This window comes from Pseudescherichia sp. AS216 (genome assembly GCF_037152055.1).
In the GTDB taxonomy this organism is placed as follows: domain Bacteria; phylum Pseudomonadota; class Gammaproteobacteria; order Enterobacterales; family Enterobacteriaceae; genus Pseudescherichia.
Window position 1 is genome coordinate 369,732 of record NZ_JBBCMV010000004.1, and the last position, 24,073, is coordinate 393,804.

Sequence of the window (24,073 nt, forward strand, 5' to 3'; positions counted from 1 at the left end):
ACGTCACCTTTACTGGCACATCCATGCAGCAAGACGGCGCAGCATGGCATCGCAGGCGGCTAGCTGTTCAACAGTGATAAACTCATCGGGCTTATGGCCCTGCGCCATACTGCCCGGCCCGCAGATCACGCTGGGGATACCAGCCTGATGGAACAGCCCGCCTTCCGTACCGAATGCCACGGTGCTAAAGGCGTCGGTACCGGTGAGATGAGCAATCAGCTGTGCGGCGTTGCTGTGCGCTGCGGTATATAAACCGGGATAGCCGCTGATGGGATAAAAGCGAATAGCGGCGTCGGCATTGACGGCGTGCATGTGCGGCAGCAGTTCCCGCTGCGCATAGCGTTCCAGCGCCTGCACCACCTGCTGCGCGTCATCCTGCGGCAACGTGCGCACTTCGAAGTCAAACGTACAGTCGGCAGGCACGATATTCAGTGCCCGACCGCCCTGAATTACGCCGGTTTGCACCGTAGTAAACGGCGGATCGAAACGCGCATCCTGACGTTCCGGCGCGGCCAGCCGCTGGCCTATCACCGTAAGGCGGTGAATAAGTTTTGCGGCGTATTCAATGGCATTGACGCCCTGGGGGGCATAGGCCGAGTGGCAGGCCGCGCCCTGCACTTCGCAACGAACGCCGAGCTTGCCTTTGTGGCCGAGCACCGGCTGTAGCCCGGTGGGCTCGCCAATGAGGCAGATGTCGGGTTTGTCCGGGCGGCTCGCCAGGGCGTCCAGCAAGGTGCGCACGCCCAGGCACCCGACCTCTTCGTCATAGGAAATTGCCAGATGCAGCGGTTGCGCCAGCGGCTCGGCAAGAAAGTGCGGCACCGCCGCCAGCATGCAGGCGATAAAGCCTTTCATGTCTGCCGTGCCGCGGCCGTACAGCTTGCCGTCTCGCTCAGTCAGCGCAAACGGCGGTACGCTCCAGTTCTGCCCGTCCACCGGCACCACATCGCTGTGGCCGGAGAGCATTACGCCGCCGCTGCCTGCCGGACCAAGCCGCGCATACAGATTGGCTTTGCTGCGTTCGGGATTGTGAATCAGCTCACAGTGGACGCCGAGATCGGTTAAATAGCGCCAGACAAAGTCGATCAGCGCCAGGTTGGATTCGCGGCTGGTGGTATCAAACGCCACCAGCTGCTCCAGCAGTTTGCGACTGGTTATCATCGCCTCTCCTTGCGTCATTCGTCGCCCGGCACGCCGTAGCCAGGTGCGCTGCGGGGATCGAGCGCGCGCGTTATATAGTCCTGCATCTGCGGCTTATACGCCTGCCAGAGCTGATTGAGCTCAGCGATGGGATCGCCGTCCGTCCAGTCGACACGTAAATCGACAACCGGCCAGACGGGCGCATCTACAATCGACAGTGCCGCTGAATGCACCGGCCCTGCCTCTCCGCCCGCTTTCATGCCCGCCTGCATCGCGGCAATGAGCCTGTCGGCAAGATCGCCTGAGCGTTGTTCGAAGGCGTTGACCATCGCGATAATCACGTTCGGATCTGCCAGCAGATTACCCGCCGCCACGCAGTTTTCGCCGCTCAGGGCGTTGTTAACACCGAGCGTCTTCTCGCCGCTATAAAACGCGCTTTCTCCCTCAGCTGTCAGCACCGTAACTTGCCGATAGATGGCGTAATCATCAGTGCCGAGCCCGGCTTTTAGCGCGGTGTCGACAGCATCGCCCTGCTCCAGCCTGTCAAGAATGCGCGGCCCGAGCGCCGGTAAGGTGATGTTTTGGGTTGATACCGCGCCGACCTGACTGCGCAGCCAGGGACAACGCGCCCCCACCGCGATGCTGGACGAGCTGATGGCGATGCCTGTCTGGCCGGTTTGCGCGCAGCGGCCAATAATCGATAAGGTCATGATTTATGCTCCCGCCTGCGGCTGCCAGTCATCAGGGATCACGGCGATCACATCAATCTCCATCAGCCACTGCGGCTGACCCAGCCCGGAAATAACCAGCCCGGTTGAGATGGGAAATACGCCTTTCAGCCATTTGCCGACCACCTGATAGACCGGCTCGCGATAACGGGGATCGATGATATAGGTGGTAGTTTTAACGATATGCGACAGATCGCTGCCCGCTTCTTCCAGCAGCTGTTTCACGTTCTTCATCGCCTGTTCGGCCTGCGCGGCCGGGTCGCCAAGCCCCACCAGATTGCCGTCGAAGTCGGTACCAATCTGACCACGAACGTAAACGGTATTGCCTGCGCGAACGGCCTGGCAAAGATCGTTGTCCAGGGACTGGTTCGGGTAGGTCTCTTTGGTATTGAATTTGCGAATGCGGGTATGTGTGCTCATGTTTGCCTGCTGAGAAAATGGATTCCCAGCAAGGTATACGTCCTCAGGCGTCACAAGCAAAACAGCATATTCCGAGGCATTAGTTTAGAAAATCCGATCTCTGTGAAAAAGGGTCAGTTTTGTGATGGAAACTGACCAAGCTGCTGGAACAGGCCAAGCCAGTCCTCCAGGTGCCAGGTGGTGGTAATCAGACCGTTGGCCACCGTGTGAAACTCGTGCAGCCTGAAACTCACCTCTTTACCGGTTGGTGCGATGCCAAACAGCTCACCCAGATGGGTGCCACCGATCTCGGCGCGTACGCCGACCTTGCCGGGTTCCTGAATCGTGTCATGAATGGTGATGTGCACATCCGGAAAGGCGGCGACGACCATGTTGATGATGGTCTTGATCCCTGCCAGACCGGGAGCCTGACCCGGTGCCAGCGGAATATCATCCCACTCCGGGGCAAGTACGGTATCCACAAGATCGGGATTCTGTTCGCTGAATGCGCGATAGAGTGTTTCTACAGCGGCCAATTCGGTGCGTAATTGCTGGGTCAACTCTGTCGATGGGATGTTCATGATAAGCGCTACTCCGTAGTTAAGGAGGTGGCAGAATAAAACGTGCGTTATAATCAATCCAACAAATAACCGATATAGACCATTATTCGAAATATGGATTTTCACGGTATCGATCTGAACCTGTTGGTGGCTTTCAATGCGCTCATGAACGAACGCAATGTCACGCGTGCTGCAATCCAGACAGGCGTAAGCCAGCCGGCGATGAGCGCAGCCCTATCCCGGCTGCGGATCTTGCTGGGGGATCCCCTCTTTCAGCGCAGCAATGCGGGGTTAATTCCCACCCCACGCGCCCGGGACCTGGCGTCCCCTATTGCTGCGGCCCTGCAGCAGATCGAGCAGGCCATGATTACCCGGCCTGTTTTTCAGCCTGAAACCGCGCAGGTCACGTTCAAAATAGGCTTGCAGGATTACCCGACTGTGGTTTTGCTTCCGACGCTTATGCAAGCGCTGGAGCAGACCTGGCCCGGTGTCTCCTTGAATGTCGTTGCATTTAATGACCGCAATGCTGCTGTCGAGCTGCTCGATGCCGGTGCGATCGATGTGGCCATCGGCGTGCCGCCGACAAATATGGATGCACGTATTCTGACCCGGCCGCTGCTGCGTGATGAATTTGTCACCATCGTATCAAGCGACCATCAGGCGGCAAGAGAACCGATGAGTTTAGAGACCTATCTGGATCTGCAGCATGTGCTGGTCTCACCTGAAGGAGAGCTGTACGGCCTCGTCGATCGGACTCTCGCGCAGCAGGGTAAGCAGCGTAGGCTCGTATTAACCGTGCCGAACATTTTTGCCGTGCCTGCGGTCATCGCGCGCACCCATATGGCCGCCACGATACTCAAACGCGTGGCACTTCATTCGCAGACCCGCCATCAGTTGACGCTATTTTCGCCTCCTCTGACGCTGCCGGAGATCGAATTCTGTCTGATATGGCATCGACGCAGCGATAACTCTCCCGCTCAGGTGTGGTTCAGAGAGCTGATTGCAAAGCACGCAACTACCTTGTAGCACGTTGTTCACTGCCCTCTTCGCGTCTACCCTTGAAGTTCTTTTATTGTCAGGGGAAATCATGTCATCAGAAAAAGCGGCAAAAAACATAAGCGCCAGGTCTCACGCTATCAGCCCTGGCGTAAGCGTACTCGGAGCCAGAACGCATAACCTCAAGGACGTCTCCTTTACCTTTCCCCGCGATGCCATGGTGGTGTTTACCGGCATATCGGGATCGGGGAAATCTTCCCTGGCGTTTGACACGATCTATGCCGAGGCGCAGCGACGCTTTATGGAGTCTATCGCACCGCACGCGCGGCGTCTGATTGAGCAAGCGGCTGCGCCGGACGTGGATGGTATCGACGGTTTGCCACCCGCTGTTGCCCTGCAGCAGAGCCGTGCCGGTGCGCAGGAGCGCTCAACGGTCGGGAGCCTGACGCGGATCTCCGTTACCCTGAGGCTGCTGTTTTCCCGCGCCGGCAGCCACCCTGCCAACGTCCCGTTCCTGGCAGCGGAATCTTTCTCGCCCAATAACCCGCAGGGCGCCTGTCCGGCCTGCCAGGGCCTGGGCATGGTACATGAAGTTAAAGCCGACGCGCTGGTGCCGGACGATTCGCTGAGCATTCGCGAAGGGGCGATAGCCTCCTGGCCCCCTGGCTGGCAGGCAAAAAATCTGCGTTCAATTCTGGAAACGCTGGGCTACGACATTGATGCGCCGTGGAGGACGCTGGCTAAGAAAGATCGCGAGTGGATCATCTTCACCGACGAACAGCCCTCGGTACCGATCTTTTTGGGACTCAATGCGCAGCAGCGCCAGGAGGCAATCGCCGCCGGTACCGAGCCCGCCTATACCGGAACCTACACCAGCGTCAGAAAATACCTGCTGCAGAGCTACTCTGGCGGTAAGGAGTCGGTGAAAAAACGACTCTCCCGCTTCATTACCGTGGCACCCTGCACCGAATGTCACGGCAAGCGGCTTAATCAGAGTGCGCTGGCCTACCGGTTTGCGGGCCTTGATATTGCTGAGATGGGCGATCTGACGATTACGCAGCTGAAGGCGCTGCTTTTACCCTATGCCGAAGGCCATCCTCAGCAACTGCCTGCCGAGGCCGCGCTGCGGGAAGCCGTCGTCAGGATGACGACCGATATCTGCGGCCGCCTCGACCAGCTGGAAAAACTGGGGCTCGGGCATTTGTCTCTCAGCCGTCGGACTACCATGCTCTCCTCGGGAGAACTACAGCGGATCCGGCTGGCTACGCAGCTTATTTCCCGGCTCTTTGGCGTGATTTACGTGCTCGATGAGCCTGCGGCTGGCCTGCATCCGGAAGATGTACGCGCCCTGCTCAAGTCCCTGCGTTTGCTTCTCGATGCGGGAAACTCGCTGGTCATCGTCGAGCACAATCTGGACGTGATCGCCGAAGCCGACTGGCTGACGGAGGTGGGACCGGGCCCAGGGCATTTGGGCGGTGAGATCGTGTATAACGGTACGCCATCAGGTCTTAAACAGGTATCCAGCTCCCTTACCGCAGGCTACCTGTTCGACAGGCATCGTCCGGGGCTGCGTCAGCGGCGGCTTCCAGAACGCTGGCTAAAGCTAGAGCAGATCACCTGCAATAACATTCACGACATGGATGTCTGCATCCCCCTTGAACGGATGACCGCCATCACCGGCGTGTCTGGCTCGGGCAAGTCCACGCTTCTCGCCCGGGTGCTCCCCGCGCTGCTTCAACGGCTCGACAAAACCCCCGAAGAGGAAGGTGCCGAGGAGGAGAGCGTGGTTCCGGATGTGCAGGGTAAAATCACGGCGGGCGGAACATCTCTTAAACGTCTGGTTCGCATCGATCAGCGGCCCATCGGGCGGACGCCGCGATCCAATCTGGCGACCTATACCGGCTTTTTTGACACCGTACGCAAGCTTTTTGCCGAAACGGACGAGGCGAAAAAGCGCGGCTTTAACGCCAGCCGGTTTTCCTTCAACCTGCCCGCCGGTCGCTGTCCCGCCTGCGAGGGCCAGGGGCAGATCACCATTGAGTTGCTGTTTATGCCCGAGGCAAGCGCACCGTGCTCTGCCTGCGGCGGACGTCGCTACAATGATGAAACCCTTGAGGTGCGGTGGCATGACAGAACAATAGCGGACGTGCTGGATCTCACCGTCGACGAAGCTATCTCGGTATTTGAGGGCAATGACGCTATCCAGCGCTCTCTTACGGCGCTTGCCGCGCTCGGTCTCGGCTACCTGACGCTGGGCCAGCCTGCGACCGAACTGTCCGGCGGTGAATGCCAGCGCATTAAGCTTGCCTGGGAGCTGCAGCGCGTGCAGCGGGGTAAAACGCTCTATCTGCTGGACGAACCCTCTACCGGGCTGCATCCGGCGGATATGGATAAGCTGATGCTGGTTCTTGACAGGCTGGTGCAGCGTGGCGATACGGTGGTTATGGCAGAGCACGATATGCGCATCGCCGCCGAAGCCGACTGGGTTATCGACCTCGGACCTGGGTCTGGCGAAAACGGCGGACAACTTGTTGCGACCGGTACGCCGGAAGAGGTAAGCCGATCACCGGACAGCCTCACTGCTCCCTACCTGGGGTCAGCTTTGAAAACGGAAAACATCCTACGCTAAGCCTGTTTTTTGTACAGGCTGCTATCTACTGAGCGTAATGAACGGTATTTCCCCTGTCCCAGCTTGAGGTTTGTTCTCCAGACGTAATCTCCACTCAGGTTGATGTGTCCCCATCCCAGCGGGGACACATGAGAAATCAACAGGTCATTGAATGGGATCCCTTTTCGCTTCAGAGAATCTATGGCTCTTTCTATATATACCGATTAGTACGTGACTTTTACGCACTGAGAGCCACAAAGAAAAGCATCATGCAAAAACACATCTTCAGCATCCTTGTCGGTAGACGATGCGCCAGAGCAACACCCGAGGCAACGGTGAACATGGCCCCCATGGCCATCGGTAAGCCGACGGACCAGGCAACGTGCCCTGCAAAAGCGTAGGATATCAGTGCGGTGAATGCGCCTGGCAGAACCAGCGCCAGCGCCGTACCCTGTGCTCTGGTTTGAGAGTAAGAAAAGAGTGCGACCAGCAGCGGAACGATAACCATACCCCCGCCCACGGTAAAAAGGCCAGACATCAATCCGCACACCGCGCCTGTCACAGGGAGCCAGGATTCAGACAAGGTATAGTTACGGGATGCACCCCGCTTCAAAACAGCGTACAGATAATAAAATGCAAGCAGCAAAATGAAAGCACAAAAAAACAAATTTAACGTTTTCGCGTTAAGATGGATCGCCAGCGTCGATGAAATAGCAGAAAATATGCTGGACAAAATACACACTGGAATAATTTTCTTTAATCTTATGTCGTTTCTTCGCCGATAATGGATGACACTCATAATAAGATTCGGGATGATCATAACCAATACTGTCCCCTGAGCGAGTTGCTGATCCATTTGAAACAGCCAGGCCAGTATCGGTATGGCAATAATCCCACCACCTATGCCTAACAACCCACCTAAATAACCCAGCCCACCGCCTATACAAAAACACTCTATAAATAATATTAACATTGAATAGTTATTCATCGTGATATCGTTTCTGACAAAGCACTATAGCATCTGAAATCAGGAGTTAAAAATGGAAGAAACACCCTGAAAAATACATTTAAGATATTGTTTATTATGATTAAATATCAGTTTTTACGATTTGGAAAAAAAGTTTTTACTTTTAATTTTTTCTGTACGGCTATACACATTACCCATGGGAATTATAATGGAAAAAACCAAAACCGGGAGTACCTCATGATGACGATAAAAATAGCAAAAACACTCTATGACAAACATATTGACTCACATACTGTAAGAAAACTTGATGACGAAGGTAATGTGTTGTTGTATATCGACCGTTCCATTCTGAATGAATATACCAGCCCTCAGGCATTCAGTGGCTTACGTGAGCAAAAGCGAAAAGTCTGGAATCCGCAATCTATTTTGCTCAACGTTGATCATGTCAACCCGACCCGGCCGAAACGCGATCCAGAAATGACCGATTCCGGTGGTGCAATTCAGGTGAAATATTTCACCGAAAACAGCCAGCACTTTAATATCGAATTGTTCGATGTGATGGATAAGCGTCAGGGTATTGAGCATGTTGTGGCTCATGAGCAGGGGTTAGCGATGCCAGGTATGGTTATCGCTGCCGGAGATAGCCATACCACCACCTATGGCGCTCTCGGTGCTTTCGGCTTTGGTATCGGCACATCGGAAATCGAGCATTTTCTGGCCACTCAAACGCTGGTTTATAAAAAACTACGCAATATGCGCGTCACACTGGAAGGAGAGCTCTGTGCAGGCGTGACCTCCAAAGACATTATTATGGCCCTGATAGCCCGTATCGGCGCTGATGGTGCCACGGGGTATGCTATTGAGTTCTGCGGAGGCGTTATTGATAGTCTTAGCGTTGAGGCGCGCATGACTATCTGCAACATGGCGGTAGAAGCGGGTGCGCGCGGCGCAATTATGGCTCCAGATGAAAAGGTTTTTGCTTACCTGAAAGAGACACCGCGGGCACCGAAAGGGGAGATGTGGGACCGGGCAGTAGAGAGCTGGCGGACACTGAAAACCGATACCGACGCGAGATTCGATAAAGAAGTGTATATCGACTGTGGACAGCTCGAACCTTTTATTACCTGGGGGATCAGCCCCGATCAGGCTGGCCCTATCAATGAGGTCATTCCCGACCCGCAAACCATTTCTGACGTGCAAAAAAGACACGATTACCTGACAGCGCTGAAGTATATGGAGCTGAAACCCGGTACACCATTTACTGAAATCCGTATCTCTCATGCCTTCATCGGTTCCTGTACCAATAGCCGCATTGAGGATTTACGTGAAGTGGCGAAGGTGCTGGCAGGTAAAAAAATAGCCCCACATGTAAGGGGAATGATTGTGCCTGGCTCAACCCAGGTGCGTGAGCGGGCAGAACAGGAAGGCCTGGCGAAAATCTTTATCGATGCGGGTTTTGAATGGCGGCAATCCGGCTGCTCAATGTGTCTGGCCATGAATGAAGACGTTCTGTCGCCAGGCGATCGCTGTGCCTCAAGTACGAATCGTAATTTTGCAGGCCGTCAGGGCGCGGGTTCGCGCACCCATTTAATGAGCCCGGCGATGGTGGCTGCTGCAGCCGTCGCAGGTCACCTAACCGATGTCAGATATTTCACCGAGGCTTAATAATGGAAGCATTTAATTGTGTAACTGGTATTGCTGCCCCCATGATGGCAGCAAATATTGATACTGATGTGATTATGCCGAAGCAGTTTCTTAAAGGTATCGACCGCAGCGGTCTTGATAAAGGATTGTTCTTTGACCTTCGTTTTAATAAAGACGGCAGCCTTAACAGCGATTTCATTTTAAATCAGCCAGGGTGGCAGGGAGCAACATTTTTGGTTGTTGGGCCTAATTTCGGCTGTGGTTCCAGTCGGGAACATGCAGTATGGGGTTTGAAACAATTAGGCATTAAAGCCTTAATAGGTACTTCGTTTGCTGGAATTTTCAATGACAACTGTCTGAGAAATGGAATATTAACCATTTGTCTTAATGAAACGGATTTGCAGCAAATCGCCGGATGTATTCAGCATCGTAACACTAATACACTGACAGTAGATCTTGCGCAGCAGTCACTTACGACCGTTGAACAGGTTTATTCATTCCATGTGGATCAAATTAAAAAGGACATGCTATTACAAGGACTGGATGCTATTGGTTTTACTTTATCCTTTACCCATGAAATTAAGCAATTCGAAACACAATACTTTGACCGTAATCCATGGCACAGAACCGGTCAGAATTAACAGGAATAAACACCATGAAAATTGTCAATTTTAAAATTAATGGTCAAAATAAGTTCGGCATCTTAAATGATAAAGGAATTATTGATGCCAGTGCGATTTATGGTAATCGCTATTCATCATTAAAAGCTTTTCTGGAGCATGAAGATGTTGCTAGTCTGGAAGCGATCGCGAGCTTATCCGCTGATTATTCGATTGAGGAACTCGAGTTTATTCCGGTAATTGATAACCCTAACAAAATTATTTGTGTAGGGATGAATTACAGTGAAAAACGCCTGGAATTTAATGAGCTGAATCCAGAGCCTACGCTGTTTGTACGCTTTGCCGACTCCCAAACTGGGCATCTTAGCTTTGTCAACAAACCGGCTGAATCCCGGGAGTTTGATTACGAGGGAGAGCTGGCGGTAATTATCGGTAAAAAATGCTCACATGTCAGCGAACATGATGCGCTGAAATACGTTGCAGGCTATAGCTGTTATATGGATGGTTCAGCACGTGACTGGCAACACACCTGGTATACCGCCGGTAAAAACTGGCCACGCACTGGCGCATTTGGCCCCTACTTAACCTGCAGTGACGAAATTCCAGATCCACATAACTTACAAATCCGGACATTTCTGAACTCACAGGAGGTGCAGTGTGATAATACCAAAAATATGATACACAAAATTCCTTATCTTATTTCTTATATCAGTACCTTTACCCCATTAAGTGCTGGCGACGTAATTATTACTGGCTCTCCTGGCGGAGTAGGCAAAAAAAGAACACCACCACTTTTTTTGAAAGATGGTGATTGTATTGAAGTGGAAATAGAAGGACTGGGACGCTTAAAAAATCATATCAAAGAATCTGTCACGTCATAATAAAAACAATATTAAATCATCTTCACCTCTTAAGGAAGTCATGCATCCTATTACAATTAAGGCGGACTTATGAATCACGTTGAAAGTAATACCCTACAACAAAGTAAAAAACTGGCTGAGACGCGTTCGCTGAGCGCTCTGTCGGGAAAAGAAATTTGTTCAGTACCTGTCTGGTTTTTGGGGGTTATGTGTATTGTTATCGGCGCAGCAGCATGGTTTGGTACGCTACCCAAAAACATGATTGGCGGACTGGCGATAATCATGTCTTTAGGATTTATTTTATCCACTATTGGTAAAAATATCCCGGTGATTAAGGATATCGGAGGGCCCGCGATATTTTGCCTTATGATCCCCTCTATTTTAGTCTTTTATCATGTCATCCCTCAGAACGTACTGGACTCCGTTCATGTATTAATGAAGGATGCCAATTTCCTGTACTTTGTTATCGCGACGCTGGTTGTCGGCAGTATCCTTGGCATGAACCGCATCATTCTGGTTCAGGGGATGATCAGAATGTTCTTTCCGTTAGTGGTGGGAACCATCACCGCGGTAGGTGTCGGTCTGTTGGTCGGAAAAGCGGTGGGTTACACTTTTTATCATACATTTTTCTTTATCATTGTTCCTATTATTGGTGGCGGTATTGGGGAAGGCATTTTACCACTATCTCTCGCTTACTCCTCAATCCTTGGCACCACCCCGGATATCTATGTCGCACAGCTGGTCCCTGCTGCTGTCGTCGGGAATATTTTTGCTATCGTATGCGCGGGCTTCCTCTCCAAGCTGGGGAAGATGAAACACGAACTCAGTGGCAACGGCATGCTGATCCGTACCGCTGAGGATAACGCAATATTCAATAATATTGCTGAAGATGGTAATGGTAAAACTGATTATTCCCTGATGGGGGCCGGATTATTGATGATTTGCTGCTTCTTCATTTTTGGGGGGCTGCTGGAACGGATTGTACATATTCCTGGTCCGGTACTGATGATTGTCATGGCCGTTATTTGTAAATACGCAGGTGTTATCCCCGGAAAAATGGAGGTGGGCTCGAAGTCTTGCTACAAGCTGATTTCCACTTCGCTGATTTGGCCGACGATGATTGGTCTCGGTATGCTGTATGTCCCGCTTGAAAGTGTGGTATCTGTATTTTCTGTTGCGTATGTGACGGTTTGTGCCTCAGTGGTGCTTTCAATGGCCCTGGTGAGCTTTTTCCTTGCCCGATTCCTGAATATGTATCCTGTCGAAGCCTCTATCGTGACCGTTTGCCATAGCGGACTCGGTGGCACTGGTGACGTTGCCATTCTCTCTGCCTGCGACCGTATGGGACTTATGCCTTTCGCGCAAATATCTACCCGTATTGGTGGCGCCTCTACTGTTATTCTTGCAACAATGCTGCTGGCCGCTTTTGCCTGATATTTTTGCCGCCCCGTTAAAAGGGGCGGCTGTCAGAAAAAAATGTCACTAAAATAGCTTTCGAGAAAAGTAATACACTTTTGGGTTTTAATCGATTCGTCCAGTTTGTTCGGGTACAACGCCCACACCGAAGCCTTTTCATAATAGTCAGGTAAAACCTGAATGAGATCGCCAGATTCAATATAACGCTTTGCATCCCATTCGCTTCTAAGCACAATACCATGATCGTCAAGCGCCCAGTGCAGAATCACTTCACCATTATTCGATGACAAATTGCCTTCCACCCGTACCGTCTCTTGCTTTTGACCATTGGTAAGATGCCAAAGGCCGAAGGTTAACCCTTTTTCCTGCAAAAAAAGGCATTTATGGTGAGCTAAATCTGTCGGTGACTCAGGTAAATTCTGTTGATTCAGGTAACCTGACGATGCGCAAAGAATGCGCCTGTTATCGGCGATTTTTTTCGCATAGTAGCGTTCGTGAACCTCCTCTCCGACCATAATTTCCAAATCAATATTTTCTTTAATTAAATCCAGTTTTGTATCTGTTAAAGTGAGTTTTATCTTTAAGTTAGGGTTTAGTTTCGAAAACATGGAGAGTGGTGTGGTAAGATGATTTTTGCCAAAGCCAAATGAACTACAAATATGAAGATTGCCCTTAATATCTTTTTTTGTATTGACGATTAAATCCATCGCCACATTATTTTTTCTGATGATTTCTTCGGCCTGAATGAGGGCCACTTCCCCCGCTGCTGTCAGGCGCATTTCTCGGGTATTACGGTGCAGCAGCTTGGTATTCAATGTTTGCTCAAGTGCGGCAATCCGCTTGGTCACCCAGGCATTTGAAAAACCGAGTTCTACTGCTGCATCTGTAAAGCTGTTATGGCGTACCACCGCCAGAAAAACTTCCAGGTCTTCCACATGAGGCCATTTCCTCTTCATCAGCGATGATCCTTGTTGTGTATTCACAGAGTTAATAGCTTATGGGAAATGCGAGCCATAAAACAGAGGAGATTGCTTCAAGGATAAGCAGTGTATTACTAACATTTAAATCCAGGCCTTTATTTGGATACGGTTCATCCATTTAATACCGCCTGCTTTCCAGAGGCTGACGGATTTCTTACGCCGGACAGGTTGCGAACGTGAAAGCCGGGTGCAGCGCCGTATAGCGCTACACCCTCCCCTCAGTTACTCCAGCGCCAGCAATGCGAAACTCGCCAGCCAGTGTCCGCCGCTGTAGTGGCTTCCCACCACATGCTCGACGCTGGCAGCAAGATGACGCTCAACCGCCTCGCTCAGCGCCTGCTGCCCCGGGTGATCTGTCGGCAACGCTTTCGCAATATGCTTCATGCACCAGGCGCGGCTGAGGTTTAAACCATCAAGGTGCGCAATTTTGGGATCGGTACGGTCGCTCACCTCCGCCGGGTTCATCAGCGCCGACACCGCGCCCACCGCAGGAAGAAACGCATCGAACCATGCGGGGAAACGATCCGTCACCTTGCTCATTAGCAGTGCCTCGGTGAGCGCCCCAGAAATATACTCGTCCCCTCCTGGCTCATAGTGCGCCGGATAGTCCGTGTCAGCGAGATAGAAGCGGTTTGCCGCCGTTACGATCGATTGCTCAAGTGCGTTATCCTCGACAGCGCGGGCATAGTCCAGACCCAGCGCCAGCGCAAAGGCGGTGTTGTAATGGGTACCGACCCGAATCGGGTACGTTAGCTTGCTGAGATAATCCATCAGCCTGCCGCGAATATCCTGCGTTAAAGGCTGCAGCGTCTGATACCAGCCTGCGGCCTGAGGTAAGGCGGACTGCTTTAGCTCCTGAGCCAGCGCCAGCAACCAGCCATAGCCGTAAGGCCGCTCAAACGAGGCCCGAAACGGCGCGTTAAAATAGGCCAGCTCCTGGGCCACCTTCTCTTCCGTCATGTGCTCATCAAATAGCGCAACGATCTCCTCCCGGCACGGCAGATCAGGATAGCGGCGCACGCAACGCAGCAGCAGCCAGTAGCCATGCACCGCCGAGTGCCAGTCAAAACAGCCGTAGAAAATAGGGTGCAGTTCGCTGGGCGGCAATACGTCTCCATCGTCATTAAGCAGATGCATAATGTGGTTCGGATATTCCTGACGCAAATAGGTTAATGGCATTCTGGCAAACGCATCAGCCTGATGTTGAGTAAGTTCCATAACAGCTCCTTAAGTCATTGCTACGCTTAGCGAAATACGAGGAAATACATTAAGAACACGTTAACTACCAGCAGGGTTAGCGCGGTCGGGATCTGGATTTTGATCACCTGGTACTTATCTTTAAGCTCTAGCAGAGCCGCAGGAACGATATTGAAATTGGCAGCCATCGGCGTCATCAGTGTGCCGCAATAGCCTGCGTACATGCCAATCGCCAGCAGCGGTGCCGGGTTACCGTGATGTACGTTGATCAGGAAGGGTAAGGCGATGCCTGCACTCAGCACCGGGAACGCGGCGAAGGCGTTGCCCATGATCATGGTGAAGAGCGCCATACCCACGCAGTAGATCACCACCAGCATGAAACGACTATTCGGGTTCACAAACAGGCTGACTACCTTTTGCACCGATTCGCCGGTATTTGCCACCACAAACACACCACCCAGCATGGCAAGCATCTGCGGCAGGATCACCGCCCAGCCGATGGTATCAACCAGGCGACGAGACTGGCGGACCGCATGCAGCGGTGTCCCCTTCGTCAGCCACCAGCCGGTGAGGATCGCGGCAACGCACGCCACGCACAGAGCCGCGAGCGTAAGCTGTTTCTGATCAAGCAGGTAGACGCCACCCACAGACACGCCTTTCAGGAACAGCGTGCCGATCACGGTAACCACCGGGATCATCAGTGCTGGCAGGAACAGCCAGTTTTTCAGTCGATTTGCCGAGGCGACGCGTTCGGACTCGGTGGACATCTTATAGTGCCCTTTACCCACCAGCCCAAAACCTGCCAGCAAGGCAATGAGAATGACGCAGCCGCCAATGATCCGGTACGCCAGAGACTTGCCCAGCTCCTGCACCATAAGATCGCCAAACAGGAAGATGCCGCCAAACAAAAACCAGAACAGCGCGGTGGTAAAGCGTTTAGGGTTGGCGCGGTCGCGAAGGGTCATCACAACGAGCAGCATCACAACAAAACCAATCAGGTAGTACACGCGGTTAATAGTGATTAACGTCATCATGGGGCGATCTCCTGTGTACCCTGCTCTGCTCTCCAGGCCATCACGTCGCGACGGATGCTCGCATCCAGGCGCAGCAGGCGCGTCATATGAATTACCAATGCCGCGATGGCGGTCGGAATGGCCCACAGGCCAATATGCAGCGGTTCAATTCCCTCAATGCCGCTCTCTTTCAGGAAGGCATCAATCAGCAGCACTGCGCCAAAGGCGATAAAGATATCCTCGCCAAAGAAGACCGCAATGTTGTCGCACGCGGCGGCATGCGCTTTGATTTTGTCGCGGATATGCTGCGGCAGCTCGCCGTATTCATTCAGCGCCGCCCCTTCGGCCATCGGCGCAAGCAGGGGACGCACCGTTTGAGCATGACCGCCAAGCGACATCAGTCCCAGCGCCGCCGTTCCTTCACGCGCCACAAAGTAGAGCATCAGAATACGTGCCGAGGTGGCGCTGGCGATCTTCGCGACCCAGGCCTGCGCCCGCTCTTTCAGCCCGTAATACTCCAGCAGACCAATAACAGGCAGGATCAGGATAAAGGTTGCCAGCGATCGGCTATTCACGAACTTTTCACCAAACGTCTCCAGCAACATCCCAAAATCCATGCCCACCAGCAGCCCGGTAGCCAGCCCCGCCACCACGACCACCAGCAGCGGGTTGAAGCGTAGTGCAAAGCCGATAACCACGATGGGTATCCCAATCAGCGGCAGTAATGTCGAACCGTCCATAAACGTTTACCCTATCCAAAGTGAGTGTTGCGCGCCGACGGCTATTTTTTTAATACTTCGTATCAGGACGAAGCGTGATGCATTCCGGCGAGCGATGTTGTGTTTTGCGCCCGGCTCCACAGAACCAGTACTAAAAAGCTATATCTGAACCACAAAAACATGTAAACAATTTATCAATAAAATGTTCTTATTTTATCGATGTAAGTTTACATTTTTGGCTAAGAGTCACACTCCGGTAAGGACCGTTATGACCTTAAAAACACAAGCTACATCAAACCACGACGATATAACGGATGGCCGGATCGTCTCTTCTCGCCATCTGGTGTCTGAGCGCTGTGCTGAGTTATCGGAGCTGGAATACGCGCTGATCATGACCAGCAATGCGTTCAATAAATGGATGGTGCGCTGCATGACCGCAGCCGGGGAGCCTGATATGGCGGCCTTTGATGTCTCCCTTCTGCATCATGTGAACCATCGCAACCGTAAGAAGAAGCTGGCCGATATCTGTTTCGTCCTCAACGTTGAAGATACCCATGTGGTGACCTACGCCCTGAAAAAGCTGGTCAAAGCGGGCTACGTGACGAGTGAGAAAGTGGGGAAAGAGCTCTATTTCTCAACCACAGAGGAGGGTAAAGCGCTATGCATGAAATACCGCGATGTGCGTGAAGCCTGCCTGATCAATATTCATGCGGAAAGCGGCATTTCAGGGGCATCTATCGGTGATACCGCGCAGCTGTTGCGCACGATATCGTCTCTGTATGACACCGCCGCCCGGGCGGCGGCATCGTTGTGAGATAACTGAACAGGCGTTAAGGCGTAGGGAGAGCGGTTTCGTGGAGATGTCGCCAGCGGACCGTGCCATCCGGCTCGGATACAAACACTACGGTTGAGAAACGTAACGTCGCGTTTTGACCGGGCAGCTGCTGGCGCTCCTGATAGGTCACGGTTGCGCCACCTGTGCTCTCTGCAACGAGCTGCATATTCTCGATGTCGATGCGCAACCCCCTCTTCGCGCCGCGCTGGGCGCAGAAGAATGCGTTCAATGCCGTAAAATCAAGCATGGCACCACCCGGGGTCACCATCGAGTACGCCGGGCTGAAGCGCGCCAACAGCGCTTCGCACACCTCGATTGCAGCGGTTTCGTCACCCAGCCAGTGGCTAATCAGCGCGTGGGCATCGACGACTTCCTGAAAATAACGATTCATCTCTTCTCCTGTTTGAGCGTTAAGACAAGACTTTGGTTCGGCAGCCGTAGGCAGTAGATCAACGGAATAATTACGCTACCTGCAGCCATTAAAAAACAGAGATGGAAGGCCTGGCTTATTGGCAAACCTGCGCTGAGCATGAGGTTCAACAGTAAACCCAGCACGGCGATGCCTAAACAAAAACTCAGTTGGCGATTAATGTTCCATAGCGCGCTGGCATCCGCTAACTCACCCTCCGCGATGTCAATAAATGCCGAGCTTTGCGCCGTACTACTACACAGGCTGCTGCCGAAACCCATCAAAAGGTAAGCCAGTGCGGCAATGGTAATGTCTTCGACATGACCAATAAGCGTCAGCAACGCAATGCCTGCTCCTTGCCCCAGGCAACCGATAATAAACAGCGGACGAGGGCCAATATGATTGAATATTTTCCCGGTAAGCGTGATAGCCACACAGGAAGCCAGCGCCCACGGGATCATCATTGACCCTACAAGCGTTGCGCTCATACCCAACTGCTCCTGTAGATAGATCATGGTAATTAGACTCACACCGGTAAATACGCCAGGAATAAAGTGATACACCAGCATTGCGGTTTGCAGCAGCGGCGCGTTCAGCAGTCGTAAGTTGAGCAAGGGCGTCGCTTTTCTCAGGGTGTGCCGGGCGAACAACCCCATCAGCATAATGCCGACCACCAGCACTAACCCGCCTCGCCAGATATGTCCCGCCTCTCCCAGATACGTCAGCCCCAGCAGAATCAGCGTGAGCGCCGAGCAGGCCATGATTAACCCTGAAAGATCTAACGGCTCAGACAGTGTCGAACCGACGTCCGGCTTAAGCCAAAGAGCAGAGAGGATGAGCGTGACACCCGCTAGCGGCAAACTTGCTAAAAAGACATAGCGCCAGCTGATGTTATCGACAATCAGCCCGCCAAGGGTGGGTGACAGTGCCGGGGCCAGTAACGCCACCAGCATAATCGCTGAAGAGAGCTTTGCACGCTCATGACTGTGATAGAGCGCATAGGTCATCGTCTGCCCGACGGGAATTAATAATCCTCCGCCTATCCCCTGTAACCATCGGCAGGCGATGAGCTGAGATAGCGAAGAGGCAAGGCCCGCACCGGTCGCGCCCGCCATAAACACAATCAGAGACAGCATCAGCAGGCGCCTGGTGCCGATACGCTGGGATAACCAGCGGCTTAGCGGTATCACCAGGGTGAGGCCCAGGATATACCCGTTGCTCACCCAGGCTAACAGGCTCACCGAGGCATCAAAGCGTCGGCCAATATCGGGATACGCTACGTTGCCGATAAACATGTTAATTAGATCAATGAAGAATCCCAGCAGATAGATACTGGCAACGCGTACTCGATAACTCATTTTCTTCCCTTAAAACAGCAAAGTGCGCGCAGTATAGGCACTGAACAGGATAGGATAAACACCACGTTCGGCGTTATAGTGTCAAATTCATTTTGACAATAAGCGGGTTGACGGAGGGATGAATGCTCGACATGCAGCGGCTTGAGATATTTGTTGCGGTAGTGGAAGCCGGTAGCTTTACGAGAGCAGCGCAAACGTTGGGGCTGACTAAGGCAGTCGTCAGCTTTAACATCAAAAAGCTGGAAGAAAAACTTGGCGTGTCGTTACTTACACGTAGTACCAGGCAGGTCGCCGTTACCGATTCGGGAGAACGCTTCTACCATCGTTGCCTGCGGCTTCTGCAGGAGGCTGAAAGCGTATTTAATGACGTGCGTAGCGATCATTCCGGCTTAAGCGGTGTGCTTCGCATCACGACTACCCAGGAATACGGTGCTCATGTGGTTGTTCCGGCGCTTGCGGCTTTTTCAGCTGAGCATCCTCAGCTCAGAATTCAGCATGTTTCCTCTTCGAAAAACGACGATCTGATTGCCGGGCGATTTGACGTTGCCATCCGGCTTGGTCAGCTAACGGACTCAAGCCATCATGCCAAACTGATCGACCGGTTCGAGATCCTCCCCGTTGCGTCACCTGCTTACCTGAAGCGCGACGGAGGAGTGCACTCTCTCAGTCTGGAACAGCTTGCCGAGGCGAGCTGGCTGGCCCACACCCGACTTGCTACCCCGCTTAACTGGCAGGTTCTGACTCCAGAAGGCGAGAGCGTACTTTTTCGGGCGCATCTCCCCCCGGTAATCATGGCCGACAGCGCGGCCTCACTCCTGGCGTTTGCCAGATGCGGGGCCGGTATTGCGCTGCTGCCGGCCTGGCTGGTTCAGGACGATGTGAATAACGGCCAGCTTGTCCATCTGCTTCCCAATCACCGCTTTCCTCGTCAGGGGATCTATGCGCTGTATCCCAATACGCGCCATGTTCCAGAGAAAGTGCGAATGTTCATCGACTTTTTACAAAACTGGGTGACAGGTGACTAACGCCCTCTGACAGCCGCTCCGCCGGTGATGAGCTGCTGCGCCATCGGCCGGGAGATAAAGCGCGCCGGGAAGATAGGATCAATCGCGCTGGCCTGCTCCAGACGCTGGAGCTGCTCATCACTGAGCACGACATCCAGCGCAGCAAAATTGTCCTCGGCCTGAGCGACGGTACGTGCCCCCATAATGGTGGAAGCAACGGCAGGGTTACGTAATGTCCACGCCAGCGCAATTTGTGACGATGACGCCCCGCTCTCATGGGCGATGTCGCTTACCACCTCGGCAATGGCCAGCGCACGCTCGTTAAGATGGCCGGTCGAGGCGATGATCCCCTTACGCGTCGCTGCCACGTCGGCACCGTTCTCATCCGAGAGATCGGCCCGGCTGTATTTGCCGGTCAGGATCCCCCCGCCGAGGGGTGACCACGGCAGGACGCCAAGGCCCATCGCCTGCGCCATCGGGATCAGCTCATGCTCCACCGTACGCTCCACCAGGCTGTACTCAATTTGCAACGCTACAAACGGCGACCAGCCGCGCAGATCGGCCAGGGTCTGCATCTGGGCGATACGCCATGCCGGTGTGTTACAGATACCCAGGTAGAGAATTTTGCCATCACGAACGAGATCGTCGAGGGCACGCATCACCTCATCCGGCGAGGTAGTGAAATCCCATGCGTGCAGATAGAGCAGATCGATGCGGTCTGTATCAAGCTGCCGCAGGCTGGTCTCAACGGAGCGGACGAGATTGTAGCGGTGATTCCCGCCCGCATTGGGGTTACCCGCTTCCCGCGACATAGTGAACTTGGTGGCCAGCACGATGCGGTCGCGTTTCGCCTTGATCATCCGTCCAAGAATTTTTTCCGCGCTGCCGTTGGTATAGTTAACTGCGGTATCGATAAAGTTGCCGCCACGTTCGACATAGCCATCAAAGATGCGTTGCGCTTCCGCGTCATCCGCGCCCCATCCCCAGTCAGAGCCAAAGGTCATGGTCCCCAGCGAAAGAGGTGAAACACGTAATCCGGAACGGCCCAGCAGGCGGTATTGGTCAAGAGCTGATGAGGTAGTCATGATGTCCGATCTCCTAAAAGTGTTGGTTCGGTTATCATCCTCTATCAGAACGCGGGTCAGCGGATAGACATGAGATCCGCAATAATTGCACGATCGTCCTGGCTGAACGATGCTCTCTATGCGGGGACTTTTTTCAGGGATACTATGCCTGCCTATGAACAACCTTAATGCTCTTGTAGATATTATTGGACGCCATGTGCCGGACGATGGCACATACCGCTGCGCCCTGCCTGGCGTGACGCTGATCCGTGCGTCGTCACCAACCATGCCGATGCCGGTGATCTATACGCCAACGCTCTGTCTTGTGGCACAGGGAACCAAGGAGGCGCGCCTCGGGGAGACAGCCTACCGTTATGATGCAGCCAACTACCTGATTGCCTCCGTGGAGCTGCCTGTCATGGGGTCGGTTATCGAGGCCACGGCGGAACGGCCCTACCTCTGTCTGCAGCTTGATTTTGATATGACCGCGTTGTCAGAGCTGGCCATCCGCTACCCCTCTCCGTTGACCGATGCGCAGGCTTCCCCCTCAGGGATTATGTTAAATAAGACCCCCCCGGAACTGCTTGATGCGGCCATACGCCTCGCCAGCCTGCTGGATACGCCACAGGATATTGATGCGCTCGCCCCGCTGACGCTTCAGGAGATCCTTTATCGTCTGCTGACGGGGCCGCAAGGCGACATTATTCGCCATATGGCCCAGGGCGAGAGCCGGCTTAATCAGATTGCCCGGTCTATTATCTGGATCCGAACCCACTTTCGGGAAGCGTGCCGCATTGAACAGGCGGCCAGCGTTGCCGGGATGAGCCGTTCGGCCTTCCATCACCACTTCAAAGCCGTTACTACCATGAGCCCTATTGCGTTCCGCACGCATCTGCGCATGCAGGAGGCGCGACGGCTTATGGTGAGCGATGCAATAGACGCCGCCAGCGCGGGCTTTCATGTCGGGTATGAGAGTCCGTCCCAGTTTAGTCGCGACTATGTGCGGATCTTCGGTATCTCCCCTGCCAGGCATGCCAGCCAGCTGCGTAATACGTCGTGAGGGGAATTGCCGGGACGAACCCGGCGCGATGAGCGTTAATTGCGGGGGGTATTATGCCAGTGCTGCTCGCACCGCTCTTTCGCCTCGGTGACCAGGTCGCGCAGGTCCGGGAGGGGATCGCCAGAGCCATAGTCCAGCGTACTGGTTGCTTCTTCCTGTTCCTCTTTCGCGGCGAAGCTCAGGGTGTCATCCAGCTTTTGCCAGCTGCCATCCCGCTGTTGGTATATCAACGCATAGGTTGGCGTCTTTTCGTCATCGCCATAGATCTCGTATTTTTGCGTTGGTGCATCTTCAGGGCCAAATTGCAGCGTATCGATCAGGGTTGAATCAGCCATCGTTTTCTCCTCTTTGTTAAGGAGTAAGGTTAGCTTATAAATAGCGAGGCTGCGGGCTTGCCTGCGGGATCGTTATCTTTACCCCTTCACCACCGATACGCCCTGCTCTTCCACCGACCGGATCCAGCCTTCATCGGTCCCCTCCTCGACCACCAGCGTATTGATAAGCGACAGGCTACCGATCGCAAAGGGTGATGCGGCGTTAATCTTTTCCGGCGATGCCAGCACCACTGTCTCAGCGGCTCTGCCGGAAAATGCACGTTTGATGCACGCCTCTTCGTAATCCCCGGTGGTCAACCCCGCTTCCGGGTGAATACCGGTCACGCCCATAAAGAAGAGATCGGCATGAATGTTTCCGATACCCTCTATGGCCGCCGCACCGACGGTAACAATGGAGTGTTTATACAGGCGGCCACCGATCAGAATAACCTCAATGGCGGGATGATCAATCAGGCCCAGAGCAATGCCTGGACTATGTGTTACCACCGTAATGCGGAGATCCACAGGCAGCTGCTTAACAAGCTCCGAGGTTGTCGTTCCGCCATCGATAATCACCACCTGCCCGTCTGAAATCAGCTCAACGCCTTTGCGGGCCACGCGCTGTTTTGCATCTATTTTAAGCGATTTGCGCGCTGAGAAGGTGCCGGTGGCCGATGAGGCTGGCAGCGCGCCGCCGTGCACCCGTTGCAGGTGCCCTTCTGCCGCAAGCTCGCGTAGGTCACGGCGGATGGTATCTTCCGACACCGCAAAATGTGCGCTCAGATCCTTTGACAGAACCTGACCCTCGGCGGCCAGCTTTTCACGTATCAGCTGTTTGCGTTGACTGGTTAGCATCGTTTTCTCACCTGCACGAATTAACTTGATCTTGCACGAAAGTGCTGTTTATGATAGTTACTCTACGTATTGGAGCGCTATCATGCAATCAAAACATGCAGAAGTACGGATCATCAACACACAAACTCTTTCCGATGACTGGTATACGCTAAAGAAATATACCTTTGCGCTGCAGCGCCAGAACGGCGAGTGGCAGCAGCAAAACCGGGAAGTATATGACCGAGGCAACGGCGCAACTATCCTGCTCTATAACCGCCAACAGCGAACCGTGATCCTCACGCGTCAGTTCCGCTTCCCTGTCTATGTGAACGGACACGACGGTATGCTGATCGAAGCGGCGGCTGGCCTGCTGGATAATATGGATCCGGAAAACCGCATTAAAGCTGAGGCGGAAGAAGAGACTGGATTTCGTATTTCGCACGTTGAGAAGGTATTCGAAGCCTATATGAGTCCCGGCTCGGTAACGGAGAAGCTCTATTTCTATATCGCAGAGTACCAGGCTGAGGATCGAACCGGCGCGGGTGGCGGTATCGAAGCAGAAGGAGAGGATATTGAGGTGCTGGAGATGACGCTGGAGGAGGCATTAGCCGCCATCGAAAGCGGCCTGATTGTGGATGGCAAAACCATTATGCTGCTCTATCACGTTGCCCTGAAGGGGGTTTTATAATGTTTACCCTATATCATTATTCTTAAAGGCTCAGGAGATAAAATGAAAGACAACGCGCACACTATACCTGCCGGATACTCCAGTATTGCTCCGGGTCATATCGCCTCGGTCGTCACCTGTCTTGAAATGCGCGAGAAGCCCGCTGGTGCGCCGGTCCCTCTACCGGAAGGGTTTACGCTGCAGCCTTTGACGCATCGCGATCCTGATGCTTACCGTAGCCTGTTCCGCAAGGTAGGCGCAGACTGGCTCTGGTTTTCGCGTCTCATGATGAGCGATGAGACGCTGATTAGCGTGCTGCAAAATTCTAGCCGGGAGATCTACGTTATCCATCATAACGATCGGGATGCAGGGCTGATGGAGCTGGACTTCAGCGAACCCGGCGAGGTCGAACTGGTCTTTCTCGGACTGACACCCGACGTCACCGGCAAGGGCATTGGCCGGGCGGTAATGAGCGCGGCAACGGAGCTCGCCTGGGCGAAGCCCGTTCAGCGTTTTTGGGTGCATACCTGCACCTTCGATCACCCTTCCGCGCTTGGGTTCTATATCCGCTCAGGGTTTAAACCCTACGCCCGACGGGTAGAGGTGCAGGCCGATCCGCGCCTCAGCGGCCATCTGCCGCTGGACGCCGCGCCGCATGTGCCGCTGCTCTCTGCTTGAAGA

Annotated in this window: 25 protein-coding genes and 1 pseudogene; 11 read left to right on the plus strand and 15 right to left on the minus strand. The window is 53.6% G+C overall.

Features of this window, described 5'->3' with window-relative positions:
• Positions 1 to 9: 9 nt before the first annotated feature.
• The 4 genes from argE to WFN61_RS14625 form a co-directional block, all read right to left on the minus strand.
• Complete coding sequence (gene argE / locus WFN61_RS14610; RefSeq protein WP_337038866.1) at positions 10 to 1,161, minus strand: acetylornithine deacetylase; 1,152 nt, start codon at positions 1,159 to 1,161, stop codon at positions 10 to 12.
• Between the two features lie 14 nt (positions 1,162 to 1,175).
• Positions 1,176 to 1,850: a DUF1028 domain-containing protein gene (locus WFN61_RS14615; protein ID WP_337038867.1), complete on the minus strand. Its 675-nt coding sequence runs from the start codon at positions 1,848 to 1,850 to the stop codon at positions 1,176 to 1,178.
• A gap of 3 nt (positions 1,851 to 1,853) precedes the next feature.
• Positions 1,854 to 2,288: a RidA family protein gene (locus WFN61_RS14620; protein ID WP_042391122.1), complete on the minus strand. Its 435-nt coding sequence runs from the start codon at positions 2,286 to 2,288 to the stop codon at positions 1,854 to 1,856.
• A gap of 113 nt (positions 2,289 to 2,401) precedes the next feature.
• The gene (locus WFN61_RS14625; protein WP_337038868.1) at positions 2,402 to 2,848 is read right to left on the minus strand and encodes an ester cyclase; all 447 of its coding nucleotides are present in this window, start codon (positions 2,846 to 2,848) and stop codon (positions 2,402 to 2,404) included.
• A gap of 93 nt (positions 2,849 to 2,941) precedes the next feature.
• On the opposite strand from WFN61_RS14625, the gene WFN61_RS14630 reads away from it, so the two are divergent.
• Entirely contained in the window at positions 2,942 to 3,853 is a 912-nt protein-coding gene (locus WFN61_RS14630) for a LysR family transcriptional regulator (protein WP_337038869.1), read from the plus strand.
• Positions 3,854 to 3,914: 61 nt separating this feature from the next.
• Entirely contained in the window at positions 3,915 to 6,452 is a 2,538-nt protein-coding gene (locus tag WFN61_RS14635; RefSeq protein ID WP_337038870.1) for an excinuclease ABC subunit UvrA, read from the plus strand.
• Here WFN61_RS14635 and WFN61_RS14640 read toward each other — a convergent pair.
• Together WFN61_RS14640 and WFN61_RS14645 are read right to left on the minus strand one after the other, a co-directional pair.
• Positions 6,449 to 6,655: pseudogene (locus WFN61_RS14640) on the minus strand (Tn3 family transposase); the annotation flags it as partial. The gene WFN61_RS14635 and the pseudogene WFN61_RS14640 overlap by 4 nt on opposite strands.
• A gap of 14 nt (positions 6,656 to 6,669) precedes the next feature.
• Positions 6,670 to 7,419 carry a sulfite exporter TauE/SafE family protein gene (locus tag WFN61_RS14645; protein ID WP_257757551.1) on the minus strand — a complete coding sequence of 250 codons (750 nt, stop codon included), beginning with the start codon at positions 7,417 to 7,419 and terminating at the stop codon, positions 6,670 to 6,672.
• 216 nt (positions 7,420 to 7,635) lie between these two features.
• Between WFN61_RS14645 and leuC the strand changes: the two genes are divergently transcribed.
• The 4 genes from leuC (at position 7,636) to WFN61_RS14665 (ending at position 11,956) form a co-directional block, all read left to right on the plus strand.
• Positions 7,636 to 9,063 carry a 3-isopropylmalate dehydratase large subunit gene (leuC, locus tag WFN61_RS14650; protein WP_257757549.1) on the plus strand — a complete coding sequence of 476 codons (1,428 nt, stop codon included), beginning with the start codon at positions 7,636 to 7,638 and terminating at the stop codon, positions 9,061 to 9,063.
• Between the two features lie 2 nt (positions 9,064 to 9,065).
• Positions 9,066 to 9,683: a 3-isopropylmalate dehydratase small subunit gene (gene leuD, locus WFN61_RS14655; RefSeq protein WP_257757548.1), complete on the plus strand. Its 618-nt coding sequence runs from the start codon at positions 9,066 to 9,068 to the stop codon at positions 9,681 to 9,683.
• Between the two features lie 14 nt (positions 9,684 to 9,697).
• Positions 9,698 to 10,543, plus strand: coding sequence for a fumarylacetoacetate hydrolase family protein (locus tag WFN61_RS14660; RefSeq protein ID WP_257757547.1), 846 nt, complete (start codon positions 9,698 to 9,700; stop codon positions 10,541 to 10,543).
• A 69-nt stretch (positions 10,544 to 10,612) separates the two neighbouring features.
• Positions 10,613 to 11,956: a 2-hydroxycarboxylate transporter family protein gene (locus WFN61_RS14665; protein ID WP_257757546.1), complete on the plus strand. Its 1,344-nt coding sequence runs from the start codon at positions 10,613 to 10,615 to the stop codon at positions 11,954 to 11,956.
• 32 nt (positions 11,957 to 11,988) lie between these two features.
• Here WFN61_RS14665 and WFN61_RS14670 read toward each other — a convergent pair whose 3' ends face one another.
• From WFN61_RS14670 to WFN61_RS14685, 4 genes are all read right to left on the minus strand, one after another.
• Positions 11,989 to 12,894, minus strand: coding sequence for a LysR family transcriptional regulator (locus WFN61_RS14670; RefSeq protein ID WP_337038871.1), 906 nt, complete (start codon positions 12,892 to 12,894; stop codon positions 11,989 to 11,991).
• A 246-nt stretch (positions 12,895 to 13,140) separates the two neighbouring features.
• A complete protein-coding gene (locus WFN61_RS14675; RefSeq protein ID WP_312282274.1) occupies positions 13,141 to 14,136 on the minus strand; it encodes a DUF2891 domain-containing protein in 996 nt (331 codons plus the stop codon).
• Positions 14,137 to 14,162: 26 nt separating this feature from the next.
• Positions 14,163 to 15,149 carry a DUF979 domain-containing protein gene (locus tag WFN61_RS14680; RefSeq protein ID WP_312282273.1) on the minus strand — a complete coding sequence of 329 codons (987 nt, stop codon included), beginning with the start codon at positions 15,147 to 15,149 and terminating at the stop codon, positions 14,163 to 14,165.
• Positions 15,146 to 15,868 (minus strand): DUF969 domain-containing protein, encoded by a 723-nt coding sequence (locus WFN61_RS14685; protein WP_042395176.1) that lies wholly within the window; start codon positions 15,866 to 15,868, stop codon positions 15,146 to 15,148. Before WFN61_RS14685 ends, WFN61_RS14680 begins: the two co-directional genes overlap by 4 nt.
• A 247-nt stretch (positions 15,869 to 16,115) precedes the next feature.
• Here WFN61_RS14685 and WFN61_RS14690 point away from each other — a divergent pair, with 247 nt between their 5' ends.
• Positions 16,116 to 16,661 (plus strand): winged helix DNA-binding protein, encoded by a 546-nt coding sequence (locus WFN61_RS14690; RefSeq protein ID WP_144815835.1) that lies wholly within the window; start codon positions 16,116 to 16,118, stop codon positions 16,659 to 16,661.
• A 16-nt stretch (positions 16,662 to 16,677) separates the two neighbouring features.
• Here the strand turns inward: WFN61_RS14690 and WFN61_RS14695 are convergent, their stop codons facing one another.
• Positions 16,678 to 17,073 (minus strand): DUF4440 domain-containing protein, encoded by a 396-nt coding sequence (locus tag WFN61_RS14695; RefSeq protein ID WP_337038872.1) that lies wholly within the window; start codon positions 17,071 to 17,073, stop codon positions 16,678 to 16,680.
• The gene (locus tag WFN61_RS14700) at positions 17,070 to 18,449 is read right to left on the minus strand and encodes an MFS transporter (protein ID WP_337038873.1); all 1,380 of its coding nucleotides are present in this window, start codon (positions 18,447 to 18,449) and stop codon (positions 17,070 to 17,072) included. The genes WFN61_RS14695 and WFN61_RS14700 overlap by 4 nt, the downstream gene beginning before the upstream one ends.
• Before the next feature lie 122 nt (positions 18,450 to 18,571).
• Between WFN61_RS14700 and WFN61_RS14705 the strand changes: the two genes are divergently transcribed.
• The gene (locus WFN61_RS14705) at positions 18,572 to 19,474 is read left to right on the plus strand and encodes a LysR family transcriptional regulator (RefSeq protein WP_144815844.1); all 903 of its coding nucleotides are present in this window, start codon (positions 18,572 to 18,574) and stop codon (positions 19,472 to 19,474) included.
• Here the strand turns inward: WFN61_RS14705 and WFN61_RS14710 are convergent.
• Positions 19,471 to 20,538: an aldo/keto reductase gene (locus WFN61_RS14710; protein ID WP_337038874.1), complete on the minus strand. Its 1,068-nt coding sequence runs from the start codon at positions 20,536 to 20,538 to the stop codon at positions 19,471 to 19,473. The two genes, WFN61_RS14705 and WFN61_RS14710, sit on opposite strands and share 4 nt — an antisense overlap.
• 154 nt (positions 20,539 to 20,692) lie before the next feature.
• Between WFN61_RS14710 and WFN61_RS14715 the strand changes: the two genes are divergently transcribed.
• The gene (locus WFN61_RS14715) at positions 20,693 to 21,577 is read left to right on the plus strand and encodes an AraC family transcriptional regulator (RefSeq protein WP_312177718.1); all 885 of its coding nucleotides are present in this window, start codon (positions 20,693 to 20,695) and stop codon (positions 21,575 to 21,577) included.
• Positions 21,578 to 21,612: 35 nt separating this feature from the next.
• On the opposite strand, the gene WFN61_RS14720 is transcribed toward WFN61_RS14715, so the two are convergent.
• Entirely contained in the window at positions 21,613 to 21,912 is a 300-nt protein-coding gene (locus WFN61_RS14720) for a hypothetical protein (protein ID WP_144815852.1), read from the minus strand.
• 78 nt (positions 21,913 to 21,990) lie between these two features.
• On the minus strand, positions 21,991 to 22,746 hold the full coding sequence (locus WFN61_RS14725; RefSeq protein WP_144815854.1) for a DeoR/GlpR family DNA-binding transcription regulator: 756 nt from the start codon (positions 22,744 to 22,746) through the stop codon (positions 21,991 to 21,993).
• Positions 22,747 to 22,828: 82 nt separating this feature from the next.
• Here WFN61_RS14725 and WFN61_RS14730 point away from each other — a divergent pair, with 82 nt between their 5' ends.
• On the plus strand, positions 22,829 to 23,413 hold the full coding sequence (locus tag WFN61_RS14730; RefSeq protein WP_312272959.1) for an NUDIX domain-containing protein: 585 nt from the start codon (positions 22,829 to 22,831) through the stop codon (positions 23,411 to 23,413).
• 42 nt (positions 23,414 to 23,455) lie between these two features.
• Entirely contained in the window at positions 23,456 to 24,070 is a 615-nt protein-coding gene (locus WFN61_RS14735; RefSeq protein WP_144815860.1) for a GNAT family N-acetyltransferase, read from the plus strand.
• Positions 24,071 to 24,073: the final 3 nt, after the last annotated feature.